We start from the raw sequence: 18,989 nt of genomic DNA, 5'->3' as shown, positions 1-18,989 counted from the left end.
TCTAACCAGAATCTCCGGAACCGACGGTGACGAAGTCGACCAGCTGTTCGACCGCCCCGATCAGCGGCGCCTCGAGGTCCCGGAACGTGTCGACGGCCGAATAGACCCGGCGCCAGCCGTCGCGCGGTGTCCCCCACCCCAATTCGCGGCACACCCCGGTCTTCCAGTCCTCACCGCGCGGGATCTTCGGCCACGCCTCGATGCCCACCGCCGACGGGCGGACCGCCTCCCACCCGTCGATGAACGGGTGCCCGGTCACGAGCACGTTCGGCCCTAGCCCCTGGGTCAGCTGGGTTTCCTTGGACCCGGTGACGAGGTGATCGACGAGCACGCCGACGCGCCGTCCGGGACCGGGACGGAACTCGGCGAGCCGCTCCCCGAGATTGTCGAGACCCTCGAGATGCTCGACGACGACACCTTCGACGCGCAGGTCGTGCCCCCACACCCGCTCCACGAGGGCGGCGTCGTGCACGCCCTCCACCCAGATCCGGCTCGCCAGCGCCGTCCGGGCCCGCAGCCCCTCCACCTTGGTGGATCCCGACGCCGATCGCGTGGTCGCCGGACCGGCGGGCGTGGCCGCCGGTCGGACCAGGGTGACCGGTTTCCCGTCCATCAGGAACGCCGCCTCCCGCATCGCGAACAACCGGGTGCGCCGCGCCCCGTCCTCGAGCCGCACGAAATCGCCGTCATAGGTGCGCTCGAACCCCACCACCGCCCCGCAGAAACCGGTGCCCGCGTCCTCGACCACCAGGTCCCGCTCGGCCGGGACCGTCGGCGTCACGGGCTTCCTCGCGCGTGGGTGTCCGGAAAAGATGTCGCCGTATCTGTCGCCTCCGCTCACGGGCGCTGACGCTATGCCAGCGACGCCGTTACGCACACTCCGCCACGCCGACATATGCTCGTTTATCGTGACTTCACCCAGCGCCACTCTCACCGTGTGGGCCAGTTCCTGGCTCGCCGGGAACAGTGCACCCGACGACGTCATCGACGCCCTCCACGCGTGGGCGCCGATGCACCTCGCGTGCGCGGAGGATCCGGTGACGGCCGGTCGCACCGGGCTGCCGTGGCCCGACCCGCAGGACGCCGGGGTGACGGCGCTGCTCCAGACGATGCGCCGCGCCGTGTCGCAACCCGAGACCGAGATCCGGCTGGTCCTGCCCGGACCCGGAGACGTGCGCGGGCTTCCCGCGGGCACCGAATTCGCGTCCGCCGCGATCAGCGCGGGCGAAGGTGTGCTCGTCGGACCGCCCGGCCGGTCCGGAACGGGGCTCGTCCCGCACGTCGAGGGCCCCGACGTGCTGCGCTGGACGGTGTCGACGATCGAGCCGCTTCCCCTCGACGCCCACCACACCGGACTGGGCGAGGCCGAGTTCACGATGCGGCAGGCGGTGCGCGACGCCGCGGCCGCACTCGAGGCACTGCACATGCTCGATTCCGGGTTCGGCGCCGACCCGCGCGCCCTGATCGCCGATGCGCTGGCGCAGTCCGCCCGTCACCGGTATCCGACGACGATCGCCCCGCGGGCGCTACGGATCCTGGACTCGGCCGATCAGGTGGCCGCGATCCTCACGGTCGCCGAGCAGATGGCCCCCGCGCGCACCGTGTCCGCGTCGGGTGCCGCCACCCTGGAAGACCTGCTGCGGCCCCTGCGTTCGGCGGTGCGCTCGGCGCGCACCGCCGCCGTCAATGCGTGTGCGCGGGACGGCCTGACGGCCTGACCACGGCCTTACAGCAGTCCACCGCGCAGGACTGCCCGTCCAGGGTCGAACCGAGCAGCGGCTCGGACCCGAGCCGCTCGGCGGGTGTGCCGGCCAGCTGCTCGGTCACCAGTGCGACGACGAGTTCGGCGAAACGCCGATCCGTTCCGGGGGTGGCCGCACGCACGAAGTCGATGCCGAGTTCGGCCGCCCTGTCCCGCGCCTCGGTGTCGAGATCCCACACCACCTCCAGGTGATCGGACACGAACCCCACCGGGCACACGATCACCGCGCCCACACCGCGGGCGGCGAGGACGTCCAGGTGGTCGCAGATGTCCGGCTCGAGCCACGGCACCTGGGGCGGCCCGGACCGGGACTGCCACACCAGGTCGAAGTCGTCGAAGCCGGCGGTGCGGGCGGTGAGCCGGGCCGCCTCGGCCACCTGCCGGCTGTAGAGACGACCACCGTCCGCGGGCGGTCCCGCGTTGACGTCCGCGGACACCGGCACGGAATGCGCGGTGAACACCAGCCGCGCGCCGGCCCGTCGCCCGGCGGGAAGCTGCGCCGCGGCCCCGCGGACGGCGTCGGCGAACGCCCCGATCAGCAGCGGGTGGTCGTAGTACTGCCGCAGCTTCAGCAGGTGCGGTGCCCCGTCCCCGGCCGCGGCCCGCGCCCGGGCGACGTCCTCGTGGTACTGCCTGCAGCCCGAGTACCCGCCCCACGCCGATGTCGGGAACACGAGGGCGGACCGCACCCCGTCCGTACCCATCCGGGCGACGGTGTCCTCGACCATCGGATGCCAGTTCCGGTTACCGAAATAGACGGGCAGATCCATTCCGGCGCTTGCCAATTCGTATTCGACGTGGGAGATGATGTCGCGATTGAGGGCGTTGATCGGCGACACGCCCCCGAAATGCAGGTAGTGCTCGGCGACCGCGTCCAGACGTTCGGGCGGCACCCCCCTGCCCCGGGTGACGTTCTCCAGGAACGGGCGCACGTCGGCGGGCTGCTCCGGACCCCCGAACGACAACACGAGAAGGGCATCGAACCGGGAACCGGAACCGTCCGTCGAATTCGCAGCGATCATGATCCCCATCTTCCGTGCTGCCGTTCGGGGCGCACTCCCCGGGTAGTGCCCTAGCCGGCCATCGCGTGGGCGCCACCGTCGACGTAGATGATCGACGCGGTGGTGCCGGGCAGCCAGTCGGACAGCACGGTGCACACGGTCTTCGCGACCGGCTCCGGGTCGTCGACGTTCCAGCCGATGGGCGCGCGCTCGTCCCACGCCGTGTTGAGTTCGTTCATCTGCTTGGCGTCGTCGGTGGCGGTACCGGCGATCGCCTTGGCGGCGAGGGTCTTGATCGGGCCCGCCGCGACGAGGTTGGAGCGGATACCGCGTTCGCCGACCTCCTTGGCGACATACCGGTTCACCGACTCGAGGGTGGCCTTGGCGACACCCATCCAGTTGTAGAACGGCACCGCGCGCGCGGGATCGAAGTCCATGCCGACAATCGACGCGTTGTCGTTCAGCACCGGCAGCAGCGCCTTCGACAGCGACGCGTACGAGTAGGCGGAGACCTCGAAGGCCACACCCACATCGGACCACGGTGCGTCGAAGAACGGGCTGCCCAGGCAGGACCGCGGCGCGAACGCGATGGAGTGCACGACGCCGTCGACGCCCTCGGGCGCGATCTCCCGGATGCGGTCGGCGAGGCTCGCGAGGTGCTCCGGGTTCTGTACGTCGAGTTCGAGCGCAGGCGGCACCGGCTGCGGCAGGCGCTGCGCGATGCGGTCGATCAGCCGGAGACGGTCGAATCCGGTGATGATCACCTTGGCGCCCTGTTCCTGGGCGACCTTGGCGACGTGGAACGCGATGGACGCGTCCGTGATGATGCCGGTGACGAGAATGGTCTTACCTTCGAGCAATCCGCCCATGAGGTGTCCTCCTGTGAAGAAAAAGTCCGGGAAGTGGGAGTGGGGAGAGCTAGTGGCCCATGCCGAGGCCGCCGTCGACGGGAATCACCGCGCCGGAGACGTAGGCGGAATCGTCGGAGGCCAGGAAGCTCACCACTGCGGCGACCTCCTCGGGCTTGCCCTGCCGCTGTAGCGGGACCGCGCCGGTGATCATGTCCTTGTACTTGTCGTCGAGGACCGCGGTCATGTCGGTGTCGATGAATCCCGGGGCCACCACGTTCGCGGTGATGGAACGGGAACCGAGTTCACGGGTCAGCGACCGCGCGATGCCGACCACACCGGCCTTCGACGCCGCGTAGTTCACCTGGCCGGGACCACCGGCCAGACCGACGACGGACCCCAGGAACACGAACCGGCCGAACCGCGCCCGCAGCATCGACCGCGTGGCCCGCTTCGCGACGCGGAACGCGCCGGTCAGGTTGGCGTCGACGACGGAGGTGAACTGCTCCTCGGTCATCCGCATGATCAGCGTGTCGTCGGTGATGCCGGCGTTCGCGACGAGAACCTCGACGGGACCCTGGTGCGCTTCCACTTCCTTGAAGGCCCGGTCGACCGACTCGGAGTCGGTGACGTCGCACTGGACGCCGAACAGGCCGTCGGGCGCACCCGAACCGCGGTGTGTGACCGCGACCTTGTGCCCGTCCGCCGCGAGGCGCTGCGCGACAGCGAGGCCGATCCCGCGGTTGCCGCCGGTGACGAGCACCGACCGAGGAGTGGACACCGTCCTAACTGACGCGTCAGTAGTTTGTGGGGTAGACATGGGGATCAACCTATCTGTTCAGATGTGCAGAAGTGGAAGTGCGGGGCCGCGGTCAGCAGGGCGCTGATGCCGAGAACGCCGCCGGAACGCAGATCACGGCAGCCGTTGACGCAGGACCAGCGCGAGGATCAGCCCCGCCGTGGCGGACAGGACACCCAGCACGAGCCAGGGGCGGCTGGCGTCGCCGCGGGTGGTCTCGAAACCGATCTGCTCCTCGAGGGTGTCGTACACGTCGCGCAGTTCCTCCAGGCTCGAGGCCGTGAAGAAGCTGCCCCCGGAGAGATTCGCGATCTCCCGCAGCGACGGATCGTCCACAGGCACCGGGATCCGTTCGTCCTCGATCTCGACCTTGCCGTAGCTCGTGCCGAACGAGATCGTCGAGATGGGGACGTCCTTGTCCTTCGCCTGCCGGGCCGCGGTGAATCCGCCGCGCGGATCGTCCGGGTTCTCGGGCACCGTCTGCTTGCCGTCCGAGAGCAGCACGATGCGGGCGGGCGGCGCCTGATCGCTGCCGCCGAGCACCGCGGCCAGCGTGTCGATCGACTGCAGCGACGTGAAGATCGCCTCACCGGTGGCGGTCCGCTCGCTCAGCTGCAGATTGTCGATCGCGACCTTCGACGCCTCCCGGTTGGTGGTCGGCGACACCAGCACCGACGCCGTGCCGGCGAACGCGACGAGACCGAGGTTGATGCCGGGGGTCAGCCCGTCGGCGAACGACTTCGCGGCGTCCTGCGCGGCGGCCAGCCGGGTCGGTTCCACGTCGGTCGCCTTCATCGACAACGAGACGTCGATGACGAGGATCACGGTGGCCCGGTTCCGCGGAACCCGCTTGTCCTCCGTCGGTCCGGCCAGCGCCACGCTGAAGAACACCAGCGCCAGCACCATCAGCAGCGCCGGAATGTGCCGGGCCCGGCCCGGCCGCGACGGCGCGACCTTCTCGAGGAGCGCGAAGTTGGTGAACCGGAGGGTGTGCTTCTGCCGCTGACGCTGCACCCACACGTATCCCGCGACCAATGCCACGACGACCAGGAGGAAGAGCAGCCACCACGGTGAGGTGAACTGGGAAAGGCTCACCGGCGGGACCTCTGGTTCGTCGCGGTGCCGTAACTGTGCTTCCGGGCGGACACGAACCGCACGACATCCGAGATCCAGTCCCGGTCGGTCCGCAGACTGAGCAGCGGGGCGCCGCAGCGCCGCAACGACTGCTCCACCTGCAGGCGGTGCTCGTCCGCGGCCCGCGCGAAGTCGGCGCGCAGTTGCGGTGTGGTCGTGAACTCGCGGGTCCGTCCAGACTCCGGATCGTGCAGCACTACATCCCCTATGTCGGGTAATTCCAGATCTCGCGGGTCGAGCACCTCGACACCAAGTACGTCGTGGCGTCCCGAGATCGCCCGCAGCGATCGCTCCCAGTCGATCGGTCCCAGGAAGTCACTGATGACGACGGCCAGACCGCGGCGACGCTGGGGTCGGCGCAACGACTCCACCGCACCCTGCAGGTCGCCCCGCACCCCGTCCGGGGCGTGCGGGGTGGTCGCGATCTGACGCAGCATCGCCTGCGCGTGGATGCGGCCGCCGCGGGCCGGGATCCGGGTGGTCTGGGCGCCGGTCGAGACGATCGCCCCGATCCGGTTCCCGCCGCCGCTGGTCAGATGGGTGACGGCGGCGGCAGCAGCCACCACGAGGTCCCGCTTCTCGCAGCCGGCGGTACCGAAATCGAGGCTCGACGACAGATCGACGACGAGCCATGTCTCGAGTTCCCGGTCGGCCACCGACTGCCGGACGTGCGGGTGCGTCGTCCGGGCGGTCACCGACCAGTCCATCTGACGCACGTCGTCACCCGGCTGATACTCGCGCGCATCACCCGGTTCGGAGCCCGGTCCCGGGATCAGGCCCAGATGGTCGCCGTGCAGCACGCCGTCGAGGCGGCGGCGGACAGTCAGTTCCAGCGTCCGCAGCGCAGCGGACAGTTTGGGATCACGGAGTTCGCCGGAGCGAAACGACGGCGGCGGGCCGGAGCTCTGCGCACCGGCGGTACGCGCACTCACCGTGGCTGGCTCATCGCCGTCGGTCCGGGCACCGACGTGGACGGGACGGGCGGTCCGTGGTGACCGGCGGGCACGGCCGGGACCGTCGTCGGCTGTGCGGCGATCTGCGGCAGACCCACCGTCTGCAGCACGCGGGAGATGACGTCGTCCGGGCTGACCTCGTCGGCGAGAGCGTCATACGACAGCACGAGACGGTGCCGCAGCACGTCCGGGATCACCTCGAGCACGTCCTGCGGCACCACGTAGTCACGCCCGCGCAGCAACGCCAGCGCCCGGGCCGAGGAGATGATGCCCAGCGTCGCGCGCGGCGACGCGCCGTACGCGATCCAGCCGTCGACCTCGGGAAGACCGAACTCGGCCGGCGTGCGCGTGGCCGCGATGACCCGGACCACGTAGTCGACGAGCGCATGGTGCACGAAGACACCGCTCGCGACTTTCTGCAGGCGGACGAGCTCCTCGGGATCGAGCACCTGGTGGGGTTCCGGCGCATCGACACCCATCCGGTAGACGATCTCGCGCTCCTCCTCCACTGTCGGGTAGTCGACGAGGATCTTGAACAGGAAGCGGTCGCGCTGCGCCTCCGGCAGCGGGTACACACCCTCGTTCTCGATCGGGTTCTGCGTCGCCATCACCAGGAACGGGTCGGGCATGTGGTACCGCTTGCCGCCGATCGAGACGTGCCGCTCGGCCATCACCTCGAGAAGCGCCGACTGCACCTTCGCCGGCGCGCGGTTGATCTCGTCGGCGAGCACGAAGTTCGCGACGACGGGACCGAGCTCGGTGTCGAACTCCTCGCGCCCCTGCCGGTAGATGCGCGTACCGATCAGGTCGGTGGGCACCAGGTCGGGGGTGAACTGGACACGCGAGAAGGATCCGCCGACCACCTTCGCGAACGTCTCGACGGCCAGGGTCTTCGCGACACCCGGCACACCCTCGAGCAGCACGTGCCCCTTCGCGAGCAGACCGACCAGGATCCGCTCCACGAGGCGGTCCTGCCCGACGATCACGCGCTTGACCTCGTAGATCGCGCGTTCCAGCGTCTGGACGTCGGCGACGAGACTGGGCGCGAGCGTCTTCGTCGTCGCGCTCTGCGTGCCCGCATTCTGTGAGGGGGCATTCGGCGCGGTGACGTTCTGGGGACCCGATCCGTTGGCCGCACCCCCGTTCTTCACACCTTCGGGAGCGTCCTTCGCGGGCGACTCCTTCCGGGCTGCACCCTCCGATACCGCATCATCACGTGAGGTCACCAAGAATCCACCGCTTTCACCTAGATCGTTCCGCCCGTTCACGTACTTGCTCAACTATTCCAGGTGCAAGCAACCCCCGCCGCAACCAAGCACGATCCGCACTGCGAACTACTTCATCGACACCATGGATCACGACACCATACGGACAGCGTAAGGGGTCATGCCATCCCATCGCACCGGGGAGATCTTGACGACGTCTCCCGACTCGGGGGCCTCGAGCATCTGGTCGTCTCCGAGATACAGGGCGACGTGCTGGCTGGCGTTCGGGCCCCAGAAGATCATGTCGCCGCGCTGCATCTCCTCCGAGGGAACCTGGTCGCCCGCGGTGTACTGATACCCGGTGTAGTGCGGCAAGGAGATGCCGATCCCGGCGAACGCGTAGATCATCAGACCGGAGCAGTCGAAACCGACCTTGTTGAAGTCGCCGTAACTGTCGGCGACGCCGCCGTCGCGGATGCCGAGGGTGGGGCCGTTCTCGTCGCCGCCGCCCCACGCGTACTCCACACCGATCTGGGACAGTCCCCGGTCGATGACGGTCTCGATGGCCTCGCTGCCGGTCAGGTCCTCACCGCTGGTCGACGGTTTCGACTTGGGGGTGGACTTGGGCGTGGTCGTTCCGCCGTCGGCCGAGGAGTCGGAGTCCTCGTCCTCCGAGTCCTCCTCGATCGTGGTGTGCGCGCGCTGCCCCGCGGCGAGTTCCGCGGCGCGTTGTCGTGCCGCCTCGTTGGCGGCGACCCGCGCCGCGGCCTGCGTCGCGGCCTCCCGGGCGGCGGCGGCGATGGCGGCCTTCTGCGCGTCCTCGGCGCGTTTCTGCTCCTCCCACGTGGCGTACGCCTCACGTTGCCCCTGCAGCCCCGCGACGTTCCCGCGGGCGGCGTCGAGCTGGGCTTGGGCGGCGGCGCGGTTGCTCTCGATCTGTGCCTTCTCGGCCGCCCGGTCCTGCAGCGCCGACCGGGCGATCGCGATCGCCTGCTCCGCCAGCGACTTCTTCGACACGGCCCGGTCGGCGGCCACGTCCGCCTGCTGCTTCGCCTCGCGTGCCGAGGAATCCTTGTTGGCCTGCGCGGTCCGTGCCCGCTGCAGACCTTCGAGCACCGCATTCTGGCTGGTGGCCAGGAGTTTCAGAACCTGCGCGCGATCCAGGACGTCGCCGGGACCCTGGGCGCCCAGGTACGTCGAGATCGAGGAGACGTTGGTGCCCTGCGTGTAGCTCGACCGGGCGTACTTGTCGAAGTCCTTCTGCGCGAGTTCGATCTGCGCCCCGGCGTCGCGCAGCGCCTGTTGCGAGGCCCCGACCACACTGGCCGCGAGATCGGCGGCGCTGCGGGCGTTCTGCAGATCGACCAGAGCCCGATTCACGTCCTCGCGCTTGATGGCGACCTCGTTGTCGAGCTGAGCGAGCTGCTGATCCGCGGTGGCGACCTGGTTGATCAGTTCGCTGACCTGCCCGAGGCCCGCCGACACCTGGGTCTGGGCCTGCACGATGTCGTTGTCGGACGGATTCGGCGGCGGGGGTGGCACCGCTACGGCCAGGCCGGGCGTGCTGCCGACCAGGGCTCCGACGATGCCCAGTCCGATCAGGAGGCGCGCCGTGCGAGTGTGCCCGCGGGAGAAGCTACGGTGCCCCACTCCAGCTCGTGCTTGTCGCTTCACAACACTCTCCCTCGGTTCTGCACCGATCACGCACACCGCGCCGTGCTCGTCGTGGGGAGAAATTTTCGGCAGCCACACCTTCCCGCGTTTCGGCGACACCGACATACACCGGATCGCCGTCACTCTGGACGTCAATCACCAGCCTGCGACACTTCTTCCCCAAGAGCGCCAAATGCACCGTACGACACTTCCGGACTCTATGGAAACTTTAGTCACAAATAACACATGAGTAATTTGACCAGCGGAAATGTCGAACTGTGAATCGTCGGCGCCTTTTACGTGCATCGACGCAGGCAGCGGCCACGCTGGGGTGAATTGGGAAATTGCCGCCGAGTTATCCCGGGAATTCGGGAGAGCGTCAGGGCTTCTGCCGCTCGTTCGACGTGCCGGCCCCTGCCGTGCTGTCGCCCTTTTCTGCGGTGTCGTCACGGGATACGGACGCCCGGCGCGATTTCGCGAAGAACGTGGCAGCCGACGCGATCACGACGATCGCGACGATGACGGCCGTGAACAAGGCCCACGGGGGGCCCGGCTCGATCACCTCGTCGGCGAAGTGATTCGCGGAGACCACCGCATCGCCGGTGTAGGTGCGGTCCTGACCCGATTCGAGCAGAACCCGGCTGATCGAATCGCTGTACGTGCCGACCCAGCTGGGACTCAGCACCAGAACGGTGCCACCCTCTTCCGCCCCGACCTCGGTCGCGAGGTCGCGCAGCTGCGAATCGCGGCCGGGATCCTCGTCCAGCGCCACGATGCTCAGCTTGATCCCGTGCTCGGCCGCGCGGTCGACCACGGCGGCGAGTTCCCTCGCCTCGTCGGCAGGCGCCGACACGCCGTCGTCGGACACGTCCGCGACCACGTCGGAGACGTCGATGTCTTCCGGAAGGTCCGTCGACAATGGGAGGGCCGAATGGGCGGGGAGCATGACACTGGCAGGAAGTGCGGTGGCGATAGGGGCAGGCATCTCTCATCCGGGTTTGCTGTAGGAACGTAAGCCTCGCGTGAACACTACGTGAGGAGTCCCCGAAGTTCCGTTCCGTCCGCGCGCGTCCCGCATCGCGGTCGAGGAGAATCGCCGAGGGAACGCGCTCGATTCCGCCCCGAATTCTCACAGGACAAGCGTACTGTTAGACTATCGGAGGTACCGCGGTAAGGGCCGATTCCGTCATCGCTAGCACTACAGCGCACACGGATCAGCCGTGCCCGCAGTGCCTGCAGCCGTCGACACAGCCCCGTCGGCGGCGACCCTCATAGACGAGTGGAGCTGACGTGAGCACGAGTATTGATTCGTTCGGCGCCAAAGGCACCCTCGAGGTCGGTGAGAACTCCTACGAGATCTTCCGCCTCTCGGCCGTGCCCGGCACCGAAAAATTGCCCTATGCACTGAAGGTTCTCGCCGAGAACCTGCTTCGCACCGAGGACGGCGCGAACATCACCGCCGACCACGTTCGCGCCATCGCGAGCTGGGATCCATCGGCCGACCCGAACGTCGAGATCCAGTTCACGCCTGCCCGCGTGATCATGCAGGACTTCACCGGCGTCCCCTGCATCGTGGACCTCGCCACCATGCGTGAAGCGGTCACCGCGCTCGGCGGCGACCCGAATAAGGTGAACCCCCTCGCACCCGCCGAAATGGTCATCGACCACTCGGTCATCATCGACGTCGCCGGCCGCGCCGACGCGTTCGAGCGCAACGTCGAGATCGAGTACTCCCGCAACGGTGAGCGCTACCAGTTCCTCCGCTGGGGCCAGGGCGCGTTCGACGACTTCAAGGTCGTCCCCCCGGGCACCGGCATCGTCCACCAGGTCAACATCGAGCACCTGGCCCGGACGATCATGGTCCGTAACGGCCAGGCGTACCCCGACACCTGCGTCGGCACCGACTCGCACACCACGATGGTCAACGGCCTGGGCGTGCTGGGCTGGGGCGTCGGCGGCATCGAGGCCGAGGCCGCCATGCTCGGCCAGCCCGTCTCCATGCTGATCCCGCGCGTCGTCGGTTTCAAGCTGACCGGTGAGATCAAGCCCGGCGTCACCGCCACCGACGTGGTCCTCACCGTCACCGACATGCTGCGCAAGCACGGCGTCGTCGGCAAGTTCGTCGAGTTCTACGGCAAGGGTGTGGCCGAGGTTCCGCTGGCCAACCGCGCGACGCTCGGCAACATGAGCCCCGAGTTCGGTTCCACCGCCGCGATCTTCCCGATCGACGCCGAGACCGTCAGCTACCTCCGCCTGACCGGCCGCTCCGAGGAGCAGCTCGCCCTCGTCGAGGCGTACGCGAAGGAACAGGGCCTCTGGCACGACGCCGACCACGAGCCCGAGTACTCCGAGTACCTCGAACTCGACCTCGGTGACGTGGTTCCGTCCATCGCGGGCCCGAAGCGCCCGCAGGACCGAATCCTGTTGTCGGACTCGAAGAACGCGTTCCGCAAGGACATCCACAACTACGTGGAGGAGCACCACCCCACGGGTCACTCGCAGCTCGACGAGGCCGTCGAGGAGTCGTTCCCCGCGAGCGATCCCGCCGCCCTGTCGTTCGCCGACGACGGCGCCGTCGACGTGCAGTCGGCCGCCAACGGAGCCGAGGGCCGCCCGACCAAGCCGGTCAAGGTTCTGTCCGAGGACAAGGGCGAGTTCATCCTCGACCACGGTGCCGTCGTGATCGCGTCGATCACCTCCTGCACCAACACGTCCAACCCGTCGGTCATGCTGGGCGCCGCCCTGCTGGCCCGCAACGCCGTCGAGAAGGGCCTGTCCGCCAAGCCGTGGGTCAAGACGTCCATGGCTCCCGGTTCGCAGGTCGTCACCGACTACTACAACAAGTCCGGTCTCTGGCCGTACCTGGAGAAGCTCGGCTTCTACCTCGTCGGCTACGGCTGCGCCACCTGCATCGGCAACTCCGGCCCGCTGGACGAGCAGATCTCGCAGGCCATCCAGGACAACGACCTCACCGCCACCGCGGTGCTGTCGGGTAACCGCAACTTCGAGGGACGCATCTCCCCCGACGTCAAGATGAACTACCTGGCCTCCCCGCCGCTGGTCATCGCGTACGCCCTCGCCGGCACGATGGACTTCGACTTCGAACACGACGCCCTCGGCACGGACGCCGACGGCAACGACGTGTTCCTGAAGGACATCTGGCCCTCCGCGCAGGAGATCCAGGAGACCATCAACTCCTCGATCAGCCAGGAGATGTACGTCAAGGGTTACGCGGACGTCTTCAAGGGCGACGAGCGCTGGCGCGGACTGCCCACCCCGGAGGGTAAGACCTTCGAGTGGGACGCCAACTCCACCTACGTGCGGAAGCCACCCTACTTCGACGGCATGCCGAAGGAGCCGACCCCGGTCAGCGACATCAAGGGCGCCCGCGTCCTCGCGCTGCTCGGCGACTCGGTCACCACGGACCACATCTCCCCGGCCGGCAACATCAAGGCCGGAACGCCCGCGTCGCAGTACCTGGACGCGAACGGCATCGACCGCAAGGACTACAACTCCTACGGCTCGCGTCGCGGTAACCACGAGGTGATGATCCGCGGCACGTTCGCGAACATCCGTCTGCGCAACCAGCTCCTCGACGACGTCTCCGGTGGCTACACCCGCGACTTCACCCAGGACGGCGGCCCGCAGGCGTTCATCTACGACGCGTCGCAGAACTACCAGGAGGCCGGCATCCCGCTGGTCGTGCTGGGCGGCAAGGAGTACGGCTCCGGATCGTCCCGTGACTGGGCCGCCAAGGGCACCAGCCTCCTCGGCGTCAAGGCCGTCATCACCGAGTCGTTCGAGCGCATCCACCGCTCCAACCTCATCGGCATGGGCGTTGTGCCGCTGCAGTTCCCGGCCGGCGAGTCCGCTGCGTCGCTGAAGCTGGACGGCACCGAGGTCTTCGACATCGAAGGCGTCGAGAAGCTCAACGAGGGTGTCACGCCGAAGACCGTCAAGGTCACGGCAACCCGCGAGAACGGCGAGAAGGTCGTCTTCGACGCGGTCGTGCGCATCGACACGCCCGGCGAGGCCGACTACTACCGCAACGGCGGCATCCTGCAGTACGTGCTCCGCAACATGATCAAGGGCTAGGCGTTACCGCGCCTGTGCGTGATCTCTGCCCGCAGGCGCTACGCACCTGTGAGTGTTTTCGGCCATGACAGGCACGAAGCGCGCACGACCAGTTTCAGGGGAGCTCCGCTGTCCCGATCGAGGTGGTCGTGCGCGCTTCGTGCATTCGGTGACTTCACCTGCCGAGGTCCGGAAACACTCACAGGCCGACGAAGGAGGCACTTTGCCCAAGGTCAGTGAAGACCATCTCGCGGCACGGCGCAGTCAGATCCTGGACGGCGCCCGCCGTTGCTTTGCCGAATACGGCTACGACGGTGCCACCGTCCGCCGGCTCGAAGAAGTGACCGGACTGTCACGCGGGGCGATCTTCCATCACTTCAAGGACAAGGACGGCTTGTTCCTGGCGCTCGCCCACGAGGACGCGACCAGAATGGCCGACGTGGTCGCCCACGAGGGCCTCGTCCAGGTGATGCGGGACATGCTCGCCCAGCCCGAACAGTTCGACTGGCTGGGAACCCGGCTCGAGATCGCTCGACGGCTGCGGAATGATCCCGACTTCCGCAGAAGCTGGTCACAACGGTCGGCGGAACTCACCGAGGCGACCATGGCGCGCCTCGCGCGGCAGAAGTCCGCGGGCCGCCTCCGCGACGACGTCCCGACCGACGTCCTGATCGGCTATCTGGACCTGGTTCTCGACGGCCTCGTCGCGCGCATCGCCTCCGGGCATGCCAGCGACAACCTGTCGGCCGTCCTCGACCTCGTCGAGGAATCCGTCCGACGCCGCGACTGACACCGCACTCCCCCACCGACACCGGTCAGGTCTTGCGACGGTGAGCTCCGCCTCGTCCGCGGAGCTCCACCTCGGACTCTGCGAGGATGTTGCGGACGAATCCGTACGATCTCCCCATTTCCCGGGCAAGGGAGCGAATACTCGCCCCGGCCTGGTAGCGCTCCTTCAGCTCCGCCTGTAGATCGGCGCGCGACGGTCCCGTGATCCGAGCGCTCTTGGCGAAGACCCCGATGTCAGCCATGAACTCCTCCAGTCGGCGAGCGACGGTGGTTTCCACGGTAGAGCCCCGCGACGGCGATATCTACGCGCAGTGCTCAGGCGAGCTGGATCAGCTCCAGGTAGTCCTGCGACCAGTGGTCCTCCGTGCCGTCGGGCAGGAGAATGACCCGTTCCGGGTCGAGTGCCTCGGCCGCGCCCGGGTCGTGCGTCACCAGCACGACGGCCCCGGTGTAGCTGCGGAGCGCGTCCAGCACCTGCTCGCGGGAGACGGGGTCGAGGTTGTTCGTCGGCTCGTCGAGCAGCAGCACGTTCGCCGCGGACGATACGAGACCCGCCAGTGCGAGGCGCGTCTTCTCACCACCGGACAGGGTGCCTGCGGGCTGCTCGAGCTGCGGGCCGGTGAACATGAACGCACCGAGCAGCGAACGCAGCTCCTGCTCCCCCGTGTCCGGCGCCGCGTGGCGAATGTTCTCCCACACCGACGCGTTGTCGTCGAGGGTGTCGTGCTCCTGCGCGAAGTAGCCGATCTTCAGGCCGTGACCGGGGACGAGCCCGCCCGCGTCCGGCGTCTCGACTCCGCCGAGAATGCGCAGCAGCGTCGTCTTACCGGCGCCGTTGAGACCGAGCACGACGACGCGTGACCCACGGTCGATCGCGAGGTCCACTCCGGTGAAGATCTCGAGCGAACCGTAAACCTTGGTCAGGTTCTCCGCCATCAGCGGAGTCTTGCCGCACGCGGCCGGCTCGGGGAACCGGATCCGGGCCACCTTGTCGGACACACGTTCCGCGTCGAGGTCCGACATCAGCTTGTCGGCGCGCTTCGCCATGTTCTGTGCCGCCACCGCCTTGGTGGCCTTCGCACCGAGCTTCGCGGCCTGAACGCGCAGCGCACCGGCCTTCTTCTCCGCATTGGCGCGCTCACGGCGGCGACGCTGCTCGTCGGTCGCACGGGCGTCGAGGTACTTCTTCCAGCTCATGTTGTACACGTCGGCCTCGCCGCGCACGGCGTCGAGGAACCAGACCCGGTTCACGACGTCGTTGAGCAGATCGACGTCGTGGCTGATCACGATCAGGCCACCCTCGTGGCTCTGCAGAAATCCGCGCAGCCAGGTGATCGAGTCGGCGTCGAGGTGGTTGGTGGGCTCGTCGAGCAGAAGGGTCGTGTCCGACCGTCCGCCGCTACCGTCCGACGCGGCGAACAGGATCCGCGCCAGTTCGACACGGCGGCGCTGACCACCCGACAGGGTGTGCAGCTGCTGACCGAGGATGCGGTCGGCAAGGCCGAGGCTGTTGCAGATGCGTGCCGCTTCGCTCTCCGCCTCGTACCCGCCGAGGGCGGAGAAGCGGTCCTCGAGATTGCCGTACTTGCGCACGGCCTTGTCGCGCTCGGCGTCGTCGACGACCTCCGACATCAGGATCTGCTGCTTCTCCATGTCCCGCAGCAGCGAGTCGAGTCCGCGCGCGGACAACACTCGGTCCTTCGCGAGGACGTCGAGGTCGCCTTCCTTCGGGTCCTGCGGGAGGTACCCCAGACCGCCGGTGCGCACCACGGCACCCGCGTATGCCTCCCCCTCCCCCGCGAGGATGCGGAGGGTGGTCGTCTTGCCGGCACCGTTACGGCCGACCAGCCCGATGCGGTCGCCGGGTTGTACCCGCAAAGCCGGCCCGGGTGCGGACAGCAACGTCCGCACTCCAGCTCGAACTTCCAGGTCGGTAGCGGTGATCAACAAGACTCCTAGGAAAATGACGCTCGCATTGAATGAGAAAAACTGCGCAAAGAACACACGAACCAGCAATTTTACCCGACCGCCGGCGACTCGGAACACGTCTGCCAGTGATCCCGCTAACGTTCGCCGCCGTATCCGACCCGCACGAAGCCTCCGGGGCCTTCGCAGATGCTTTATGGATCGTGAGGGATGTGGTCGTGAGGTGGGCAATTGTGGTGACGTCCGTTGGATGTAGCGAGTAATAACCACGGTGATGATTCGGGAAACTATGCAGTTCCGTCCCGGGCCGACTCACTACATCGTCAGGCGACCTGGTGGACTCGGAAGCCGGGCCGGCACCCCTTCGAGATGTCGCAGGCGCCTTCGGGTTCCCCACCCCGTGCAACTGCCTCTCGCCCAACTCTCGCGCTCCCCTGCAGCAGGCCGGCCCGACGGCGGCGCCCCGCTCCCCTCACCGCCCCGCGGGTCTGGGCTCGCCGTGCCGAGTTCATGGGGACCGCGACTGTTGATGGTGAACCCCCACTGCCCCGGGACGTCCGGACTGGACCGCGGGAGTTCAGGAAATTATGCTGTTCCGTCCGTGTCCGATATCGGAATGGAGACTCGTTCCAGCCGAGAACACGGCTGCCGTGACAGGCTGGCGGCGTGACAGCTTCTCCTCGTCCAGCGATCTGGGATGTTGCGATCGTGGGCCTCGGGCCGGCCGGACGCGCCCTCGCCCACCGGGCCACGGCTCTCGGTTCGACAGTCGTCTCGGTCGACCCGCTCCCCCGCAGATCGTGGACCGCGACTTACGCGGCATGGGAAGACGAACTCCCCGGCTGGCTCCCTCGGGACGCCGTCGTGACGAGAACTCCTCGCCCGACAGCCTGGACGACACGTCGCCACACCATTGATCGCACGTATTGTGTTTTGAATACAACAACACTGCAATCAATACTCGGCAGCGATTGCGGAACTGTTCTCGCAGGTAGAGCCGTCAACCTCTCCCCCACTTCCGTCCAACTGGACGACGGCTCGACGCTGAAGGCGCACGTCGTCGTCGATTCTCGCGGCACCGGCGACAGCCCCGACCTCGCCCAGCAGACGGCATACGGCGTCGTGGTGGACCCCGACACGGCCGCACAGGCGCTTGCGGGCGAGGACGCGGTGTTCATGGACTGGCGCCGCGACAACGGAACATCACCCTCGGACGCGCCGTCGTTCCTCTACGGGGTCCCGCTCGCGCAGGACCGGTTCCTGCTCGAGGAGACCTGCCTCGTCGGTCGCCCCCCACTCCCGATCTCGGAACTCGCCACAAGACTCCACGACCGACTCCGACAGCGGGGCGTCACCGTGCCGTCCCATTCGGACGTCGAGAGAGTCCGATTCGCCGTCGAGCCACCACCCGAGGCCGGTCGTGCCCACAGCTCGGATCAGGTGCGCTTCGGAGCCCGCGCCGGGTTGATGCACCCGGGAACGGGCTACAGCGTCGCAGCATCACTCCTGTGCGCAGATGTTCTGGCCCGCGATCTTCGTGACGGTTCGAACGCACGTCTGTGGCCGTGGAAGGCCCGCACCGTCGCGTCGCTGCGATCGGTCGGCCTCCGCGTCCTCCTGAATCTGGATGCAGCACACGTCCCCGAATTCTTCGAGCATTTCTTCGATCTGCCGCCGCAACTCCAGGCGGCATATCTGTCCGAGCGCTCGAATCCGCGCGGAACCCTGTCGGCAATGGGGCGGCTGTTTCGGGCGTCCTCCGGCGATATCCGCAGTGTGATTCTCCGTTCGACGCTTCGCCGGGAAGTTCGATGAACTGTCGCGCGAACGCGAAAAGGAGACCATCATGGAACGCATGCGGTCGATATGGAAGGGCTCGATAGCGTTCGGACTCGTGAACGTGCCGGTCAAGGTCTATTCGGCAACCGAGGATCACGACATCAAGTTTCACCAGGTCCATGCCAAGGACGGCGGCCGGATCAAATACAACCGCGTGTGCACCGAATGCGGCAATGTCGTCCAATACGCCGATATCGACAAGGCCTACGACTCCGACGACGGCGTCCGCGTGGTGTTGACGGACGACGATTTCGGGAAGTTACCCGCCGCCGAGAAACACGAGATTCCTGTTCTGCAGTTCGTGCCGACCGAACAAATCGACCCCATTCTGTTCGAGAAGAGTTACTTCCTCGAACCGGATTCCAGCTCTCCGAAGGCATATGTCCTACTCGCGACAGCCCTCGAGAACAGCGACCGCACAGCTCTCGTCCACTTCACCCTCCGGCAGCGCACCCGACTGGCCGCGATGCGTTCACGCGACGGGGTGCTGGTGATCCAGACGCTGCTGTGGCCGGACGAGGTACGCGCCGCCGAGTTCTCCTCACTCGACGGCGTCGACAAGCCGAAGGCGAAGGAACTCGCGATGGCCGAAACGCTCGTCGACAGCATGGCCGACGACTTCGACCCCACCGAATTCACCGACGACTACCAGGTGCAGTTGCGTGAACTGCTCGACGAGATGATCGAGTCCGGCGGCAAGAAGGTCATCCCCGTCGCCGAGGTCGAGAAGAGCGGCGAGGACGCCGAAGTGGTCGATCTCGTGGCCGCACTGCAGCGCAGCGTCGACGCCGCCGGGAAGAAGGCCGCACCCGCCGAGAAGAAGCCTGCGAAGAAGGCCCCGGCCAAAACCGCGGCGAAGAAGGCCACCTCCAAGTCGTCCACCTCGGAACGCAAGCGCGCCTGAACCGACACGGAGGGGGGGGGGGGGGGGGGTTATGGGGGGCCCCCCCCCGGGGGCCAGGGGGGGGGGGGAGGGCGGGGAAAACACCCCCCGCCCCACCCACCG

General features: G+C 67.7%; 16 protein-coding genes. 5 read left to right on the top strand and 11 right to left on the bottom strand.

The genetic code is table 11. The annotated features are described in order from the left end of the window. Position 1 precedes the first annotated feature (1 nt). Positions 2 to 841 carry a DUF3097 domain-containing protein gene (locus tag ACFWAY_RS38685; RefSeq protein WP_378514262.1) on the bottom strand — a complete coding sequence of 280 codons (840 nt, stop codon included), beginning with the start codon at positions 839 to 841 and terminating at the stop codon, positions 2 to 4. Positions 842 to 908: 67 nt separating this feature from the next. Between ACFWAY_RS38685 and ACFWAY_RS38680 the strand changes: the two genes are divergently transcribed. Beyond that, positions 909 to 1,718: a hypothetical protein gene (locus ACFWAY_RS38680; RefSeq protein ID WP_378452696.1), complete on the top strand. Its 810-nt coding sequence runs from the start codon at positions 909 to 911 to the stop codon at positions 1,716 to 1,718. Here the strand turns inward: ACFWAY_RS38680 and ACFWAY_RS38675 are convergent. The 8 genes from ACFWAY_RS38675 to ACFWAY_RS38640 all read right to left on the bottom strand — a co-directional run bounded on the left by ACFWAY_RS38675 (position 1,684) and on the right by ACFWAY_RS38640 (position 10,340). Next, entirely contained in the window at positions 1,684 to 2,793 is a 1,110-nt protein-coding gene (locus ACFWAY_RS38675) for a ferrochelatase (RefSeq protein WP_378514261.1), read from the bottom strand. The genes ACFWAY_RS38680 and ACFWAY_RS38675 overlap by 35 nt on opposite strands. A gap of 41 nt (positions 2,794 to 2,834) precedes the next feature. Continuing rightward, complete coding sequence (inhA, locus tag ACFWAY_RS38670; protein ID WP_005241845.1) at positions 2,835 to 3,632, bottom strand: NADH-dependent enoyl-ACP reductase InhA; 798 nt, start codon at positions 3,630 to 3,632, stop codon at positions 2,835 to 2,837. Between the two features lie 49 nt (positions 3,633 to 3,681). Next, positions 3,682 to 4,431 (bottom strand): 3-oxoacyl-ACP reductase FabG1, encoded by a 750-nt coding sequence (gene fabG1 / locus ACFWAY_RS38665; RefSeq protein ID WP_378452694.1) that lies wholly within the window; start codon positions 4,429 to 4,431, stop codon positions 3,682 to 3,684. Between the two features lie 93 nt (positions 4,432 to 4,524). Then, positions 4,525 to 5,505, bottom strand: coding sequence for a VWA domain-containing protein (locus ACFWAY_RS38660; RefSeq protein ID WP_009480477.1), 981 nt, complete (start codon positions 5,503 to 5,505; stop codon positions 4,525 to 4,527). After that, positions 5,502 to 6,476, bottom strand: a complete 975-nt coding sequence (locus ACFWAY_RS38655) for a DUF58 domain-containing protein (protein ID WP_011598892.1) — start codon at positions 6,474 to 6,476, stop codon at positions 5,502 to 5,504. Before ACFWAY_RS38655 ends, ACFWAY_RS38660 begins: the two co-directional genes overlap by 4 nt. Further along, the gene (locus tag ACFWAY_RS38650; RefSeq protein WP_378514282.1) at positions 6,473 to 7,648 is read right to left on the bottom strand and encodes an AAA family ATPase; all 1,176 of its coding nucleotides are present in this window, start codon (positions 7,646 to 7,648) and stop codon (positions 6,473 to 6,475) included. The genes ACFWAY_RS38655 and ACFWAY_RS38650 overlap by 4 nt, the downstream gene beginning before the upstream one ends. Positions 7,649 to 7,852: 204 nt before the next feature. Beyond that, a complete protein-coding gene (locus ACFWAY_RS38645) occupies positions 7,853 to 9,352 on the bottom strand; it encodes an NlpC/P60 family protein (protein WP_378514281.1) in 1,500 nt (499 codons plus the stop codon). A gap of 382 nt (positions 9,353 to 9,734) precedes the next feature. Then, on the bottom strand, positions 9,735 to 10,340 hold the full coding sequence (locus ACFWAY_RS38640) for a DUF6676 family protein (protein WP_378514260.1): 606 nt from the start codon (positions 10,338 to 10,340) through the stop codon (positions 9,735 to 9,737). Between the two features lie 305 nt (positions 10,341 to 10,645). On the opposite strand from ACFWAY_RS38640, the gene acnA reads away from it, so the two are divergent. Continuing rightward, the gene (acnA, locus tag ACFWAY_RS38635) at positions 10,646 to 13,450 is read left to right on the top strand and encodes an aconitate hydratase AcnA (RefSeq protein ID WP_378452691.1); all 2,805 of its coding nucleotides are present in this window, start codon (positions 10,646 to 10,648) and stop codon (positions 13,448 to 13,450) included. Between the two features lie 202 nt (positions 13,451 to 13,652). Next, on the top strand, positions 13,653 to 14,219 hold the full coding sequence (locus ACFWAY_RS38630; RefSeq protein WP_378452690.1) for a TetR/AcrR family transcriptional regulator: 567 nt from the start codon (positions 13,653 to 13,655) through the stop codon (positions 14,217 to 14,219). Positions 14,220 to 14,244: 25 nt separating this feature from the next. On the opposite strand, the gene ACFWAY_RS38625 is transcribed toward ACFWAY_RS38630, so the two are convergent. Then, positions 14,245 to 14,460, bottom strand: a complete 216-nt coding sequence (locus ACFWAY_RS38625; RefSeq protein ID WP_005255033.1) for a helix-turn-helix domain-containing protein — start codon at positions 14,458 to 14,460, stop codon at positions 14,245 to 14,247. 73 nt (positions 14,461 to 14,533) lie between these two features. Continuing rightward, positions 14,534 to 16,165 (bottom strand): ABC-F family ATP-binding cassette domain-containing protein, encoded by a 1,632-nt coding sequence (locus tag ACFWAY_RS38620; RefSeq protein WP_378514259.1) that lies wholly within the window; start codon positions 16,163 to 16,165, stop codon positions 14,534 to 14,536. 645 nt (positions 16,166 to 16,810) lie between these two features. Between ACFWAY_RS38620 and ACFWAY_RS38615 the strand changes: the two genes are divergently transcribed. Continuing rightward, the gene (locus ACFWAY_RS38615) at positions 16,811 to 17,959 is read left to right on the top strand and encodes a lycopene cyclase family protein (protein ID WP_378514258.1); all 1,149 of its coding nucleotides are present in this window, start codon (positions 16,811 to 16,813) and stop codon (positions 17,957 to 17,959) included. A 31-nt stretch (positions 17,960 to 17,990) separates the two neighbouring features. Further along, complete coding sequence (locus tag ACFWAY_RS38610; RefSeq protein WP_378452687.1) at positions 17,991 to 18,887, top strand: Ku protein; 897 nt, start codon at positions 17,991 to 17,993, stop codon at positions 18,885 to 18,887. The last annotated feature ends 102 nt before the right edge of the window (positions 18,888 to 18,989 follow it).

It is taken from the genome of Rhodococcus sp. NPDC059968 (assembly GCF_042738615.1).
Lineage (GTDB): Bacteria > Actinomycetota > Actinomycetes > Mycobacteriales > Mycobacteriaceae > Rhodococcus_F.
Note: the sequence above shows the minus strand (reverse complement) of the source record. Positions and strands in the feature narration are given on the sequence as shown.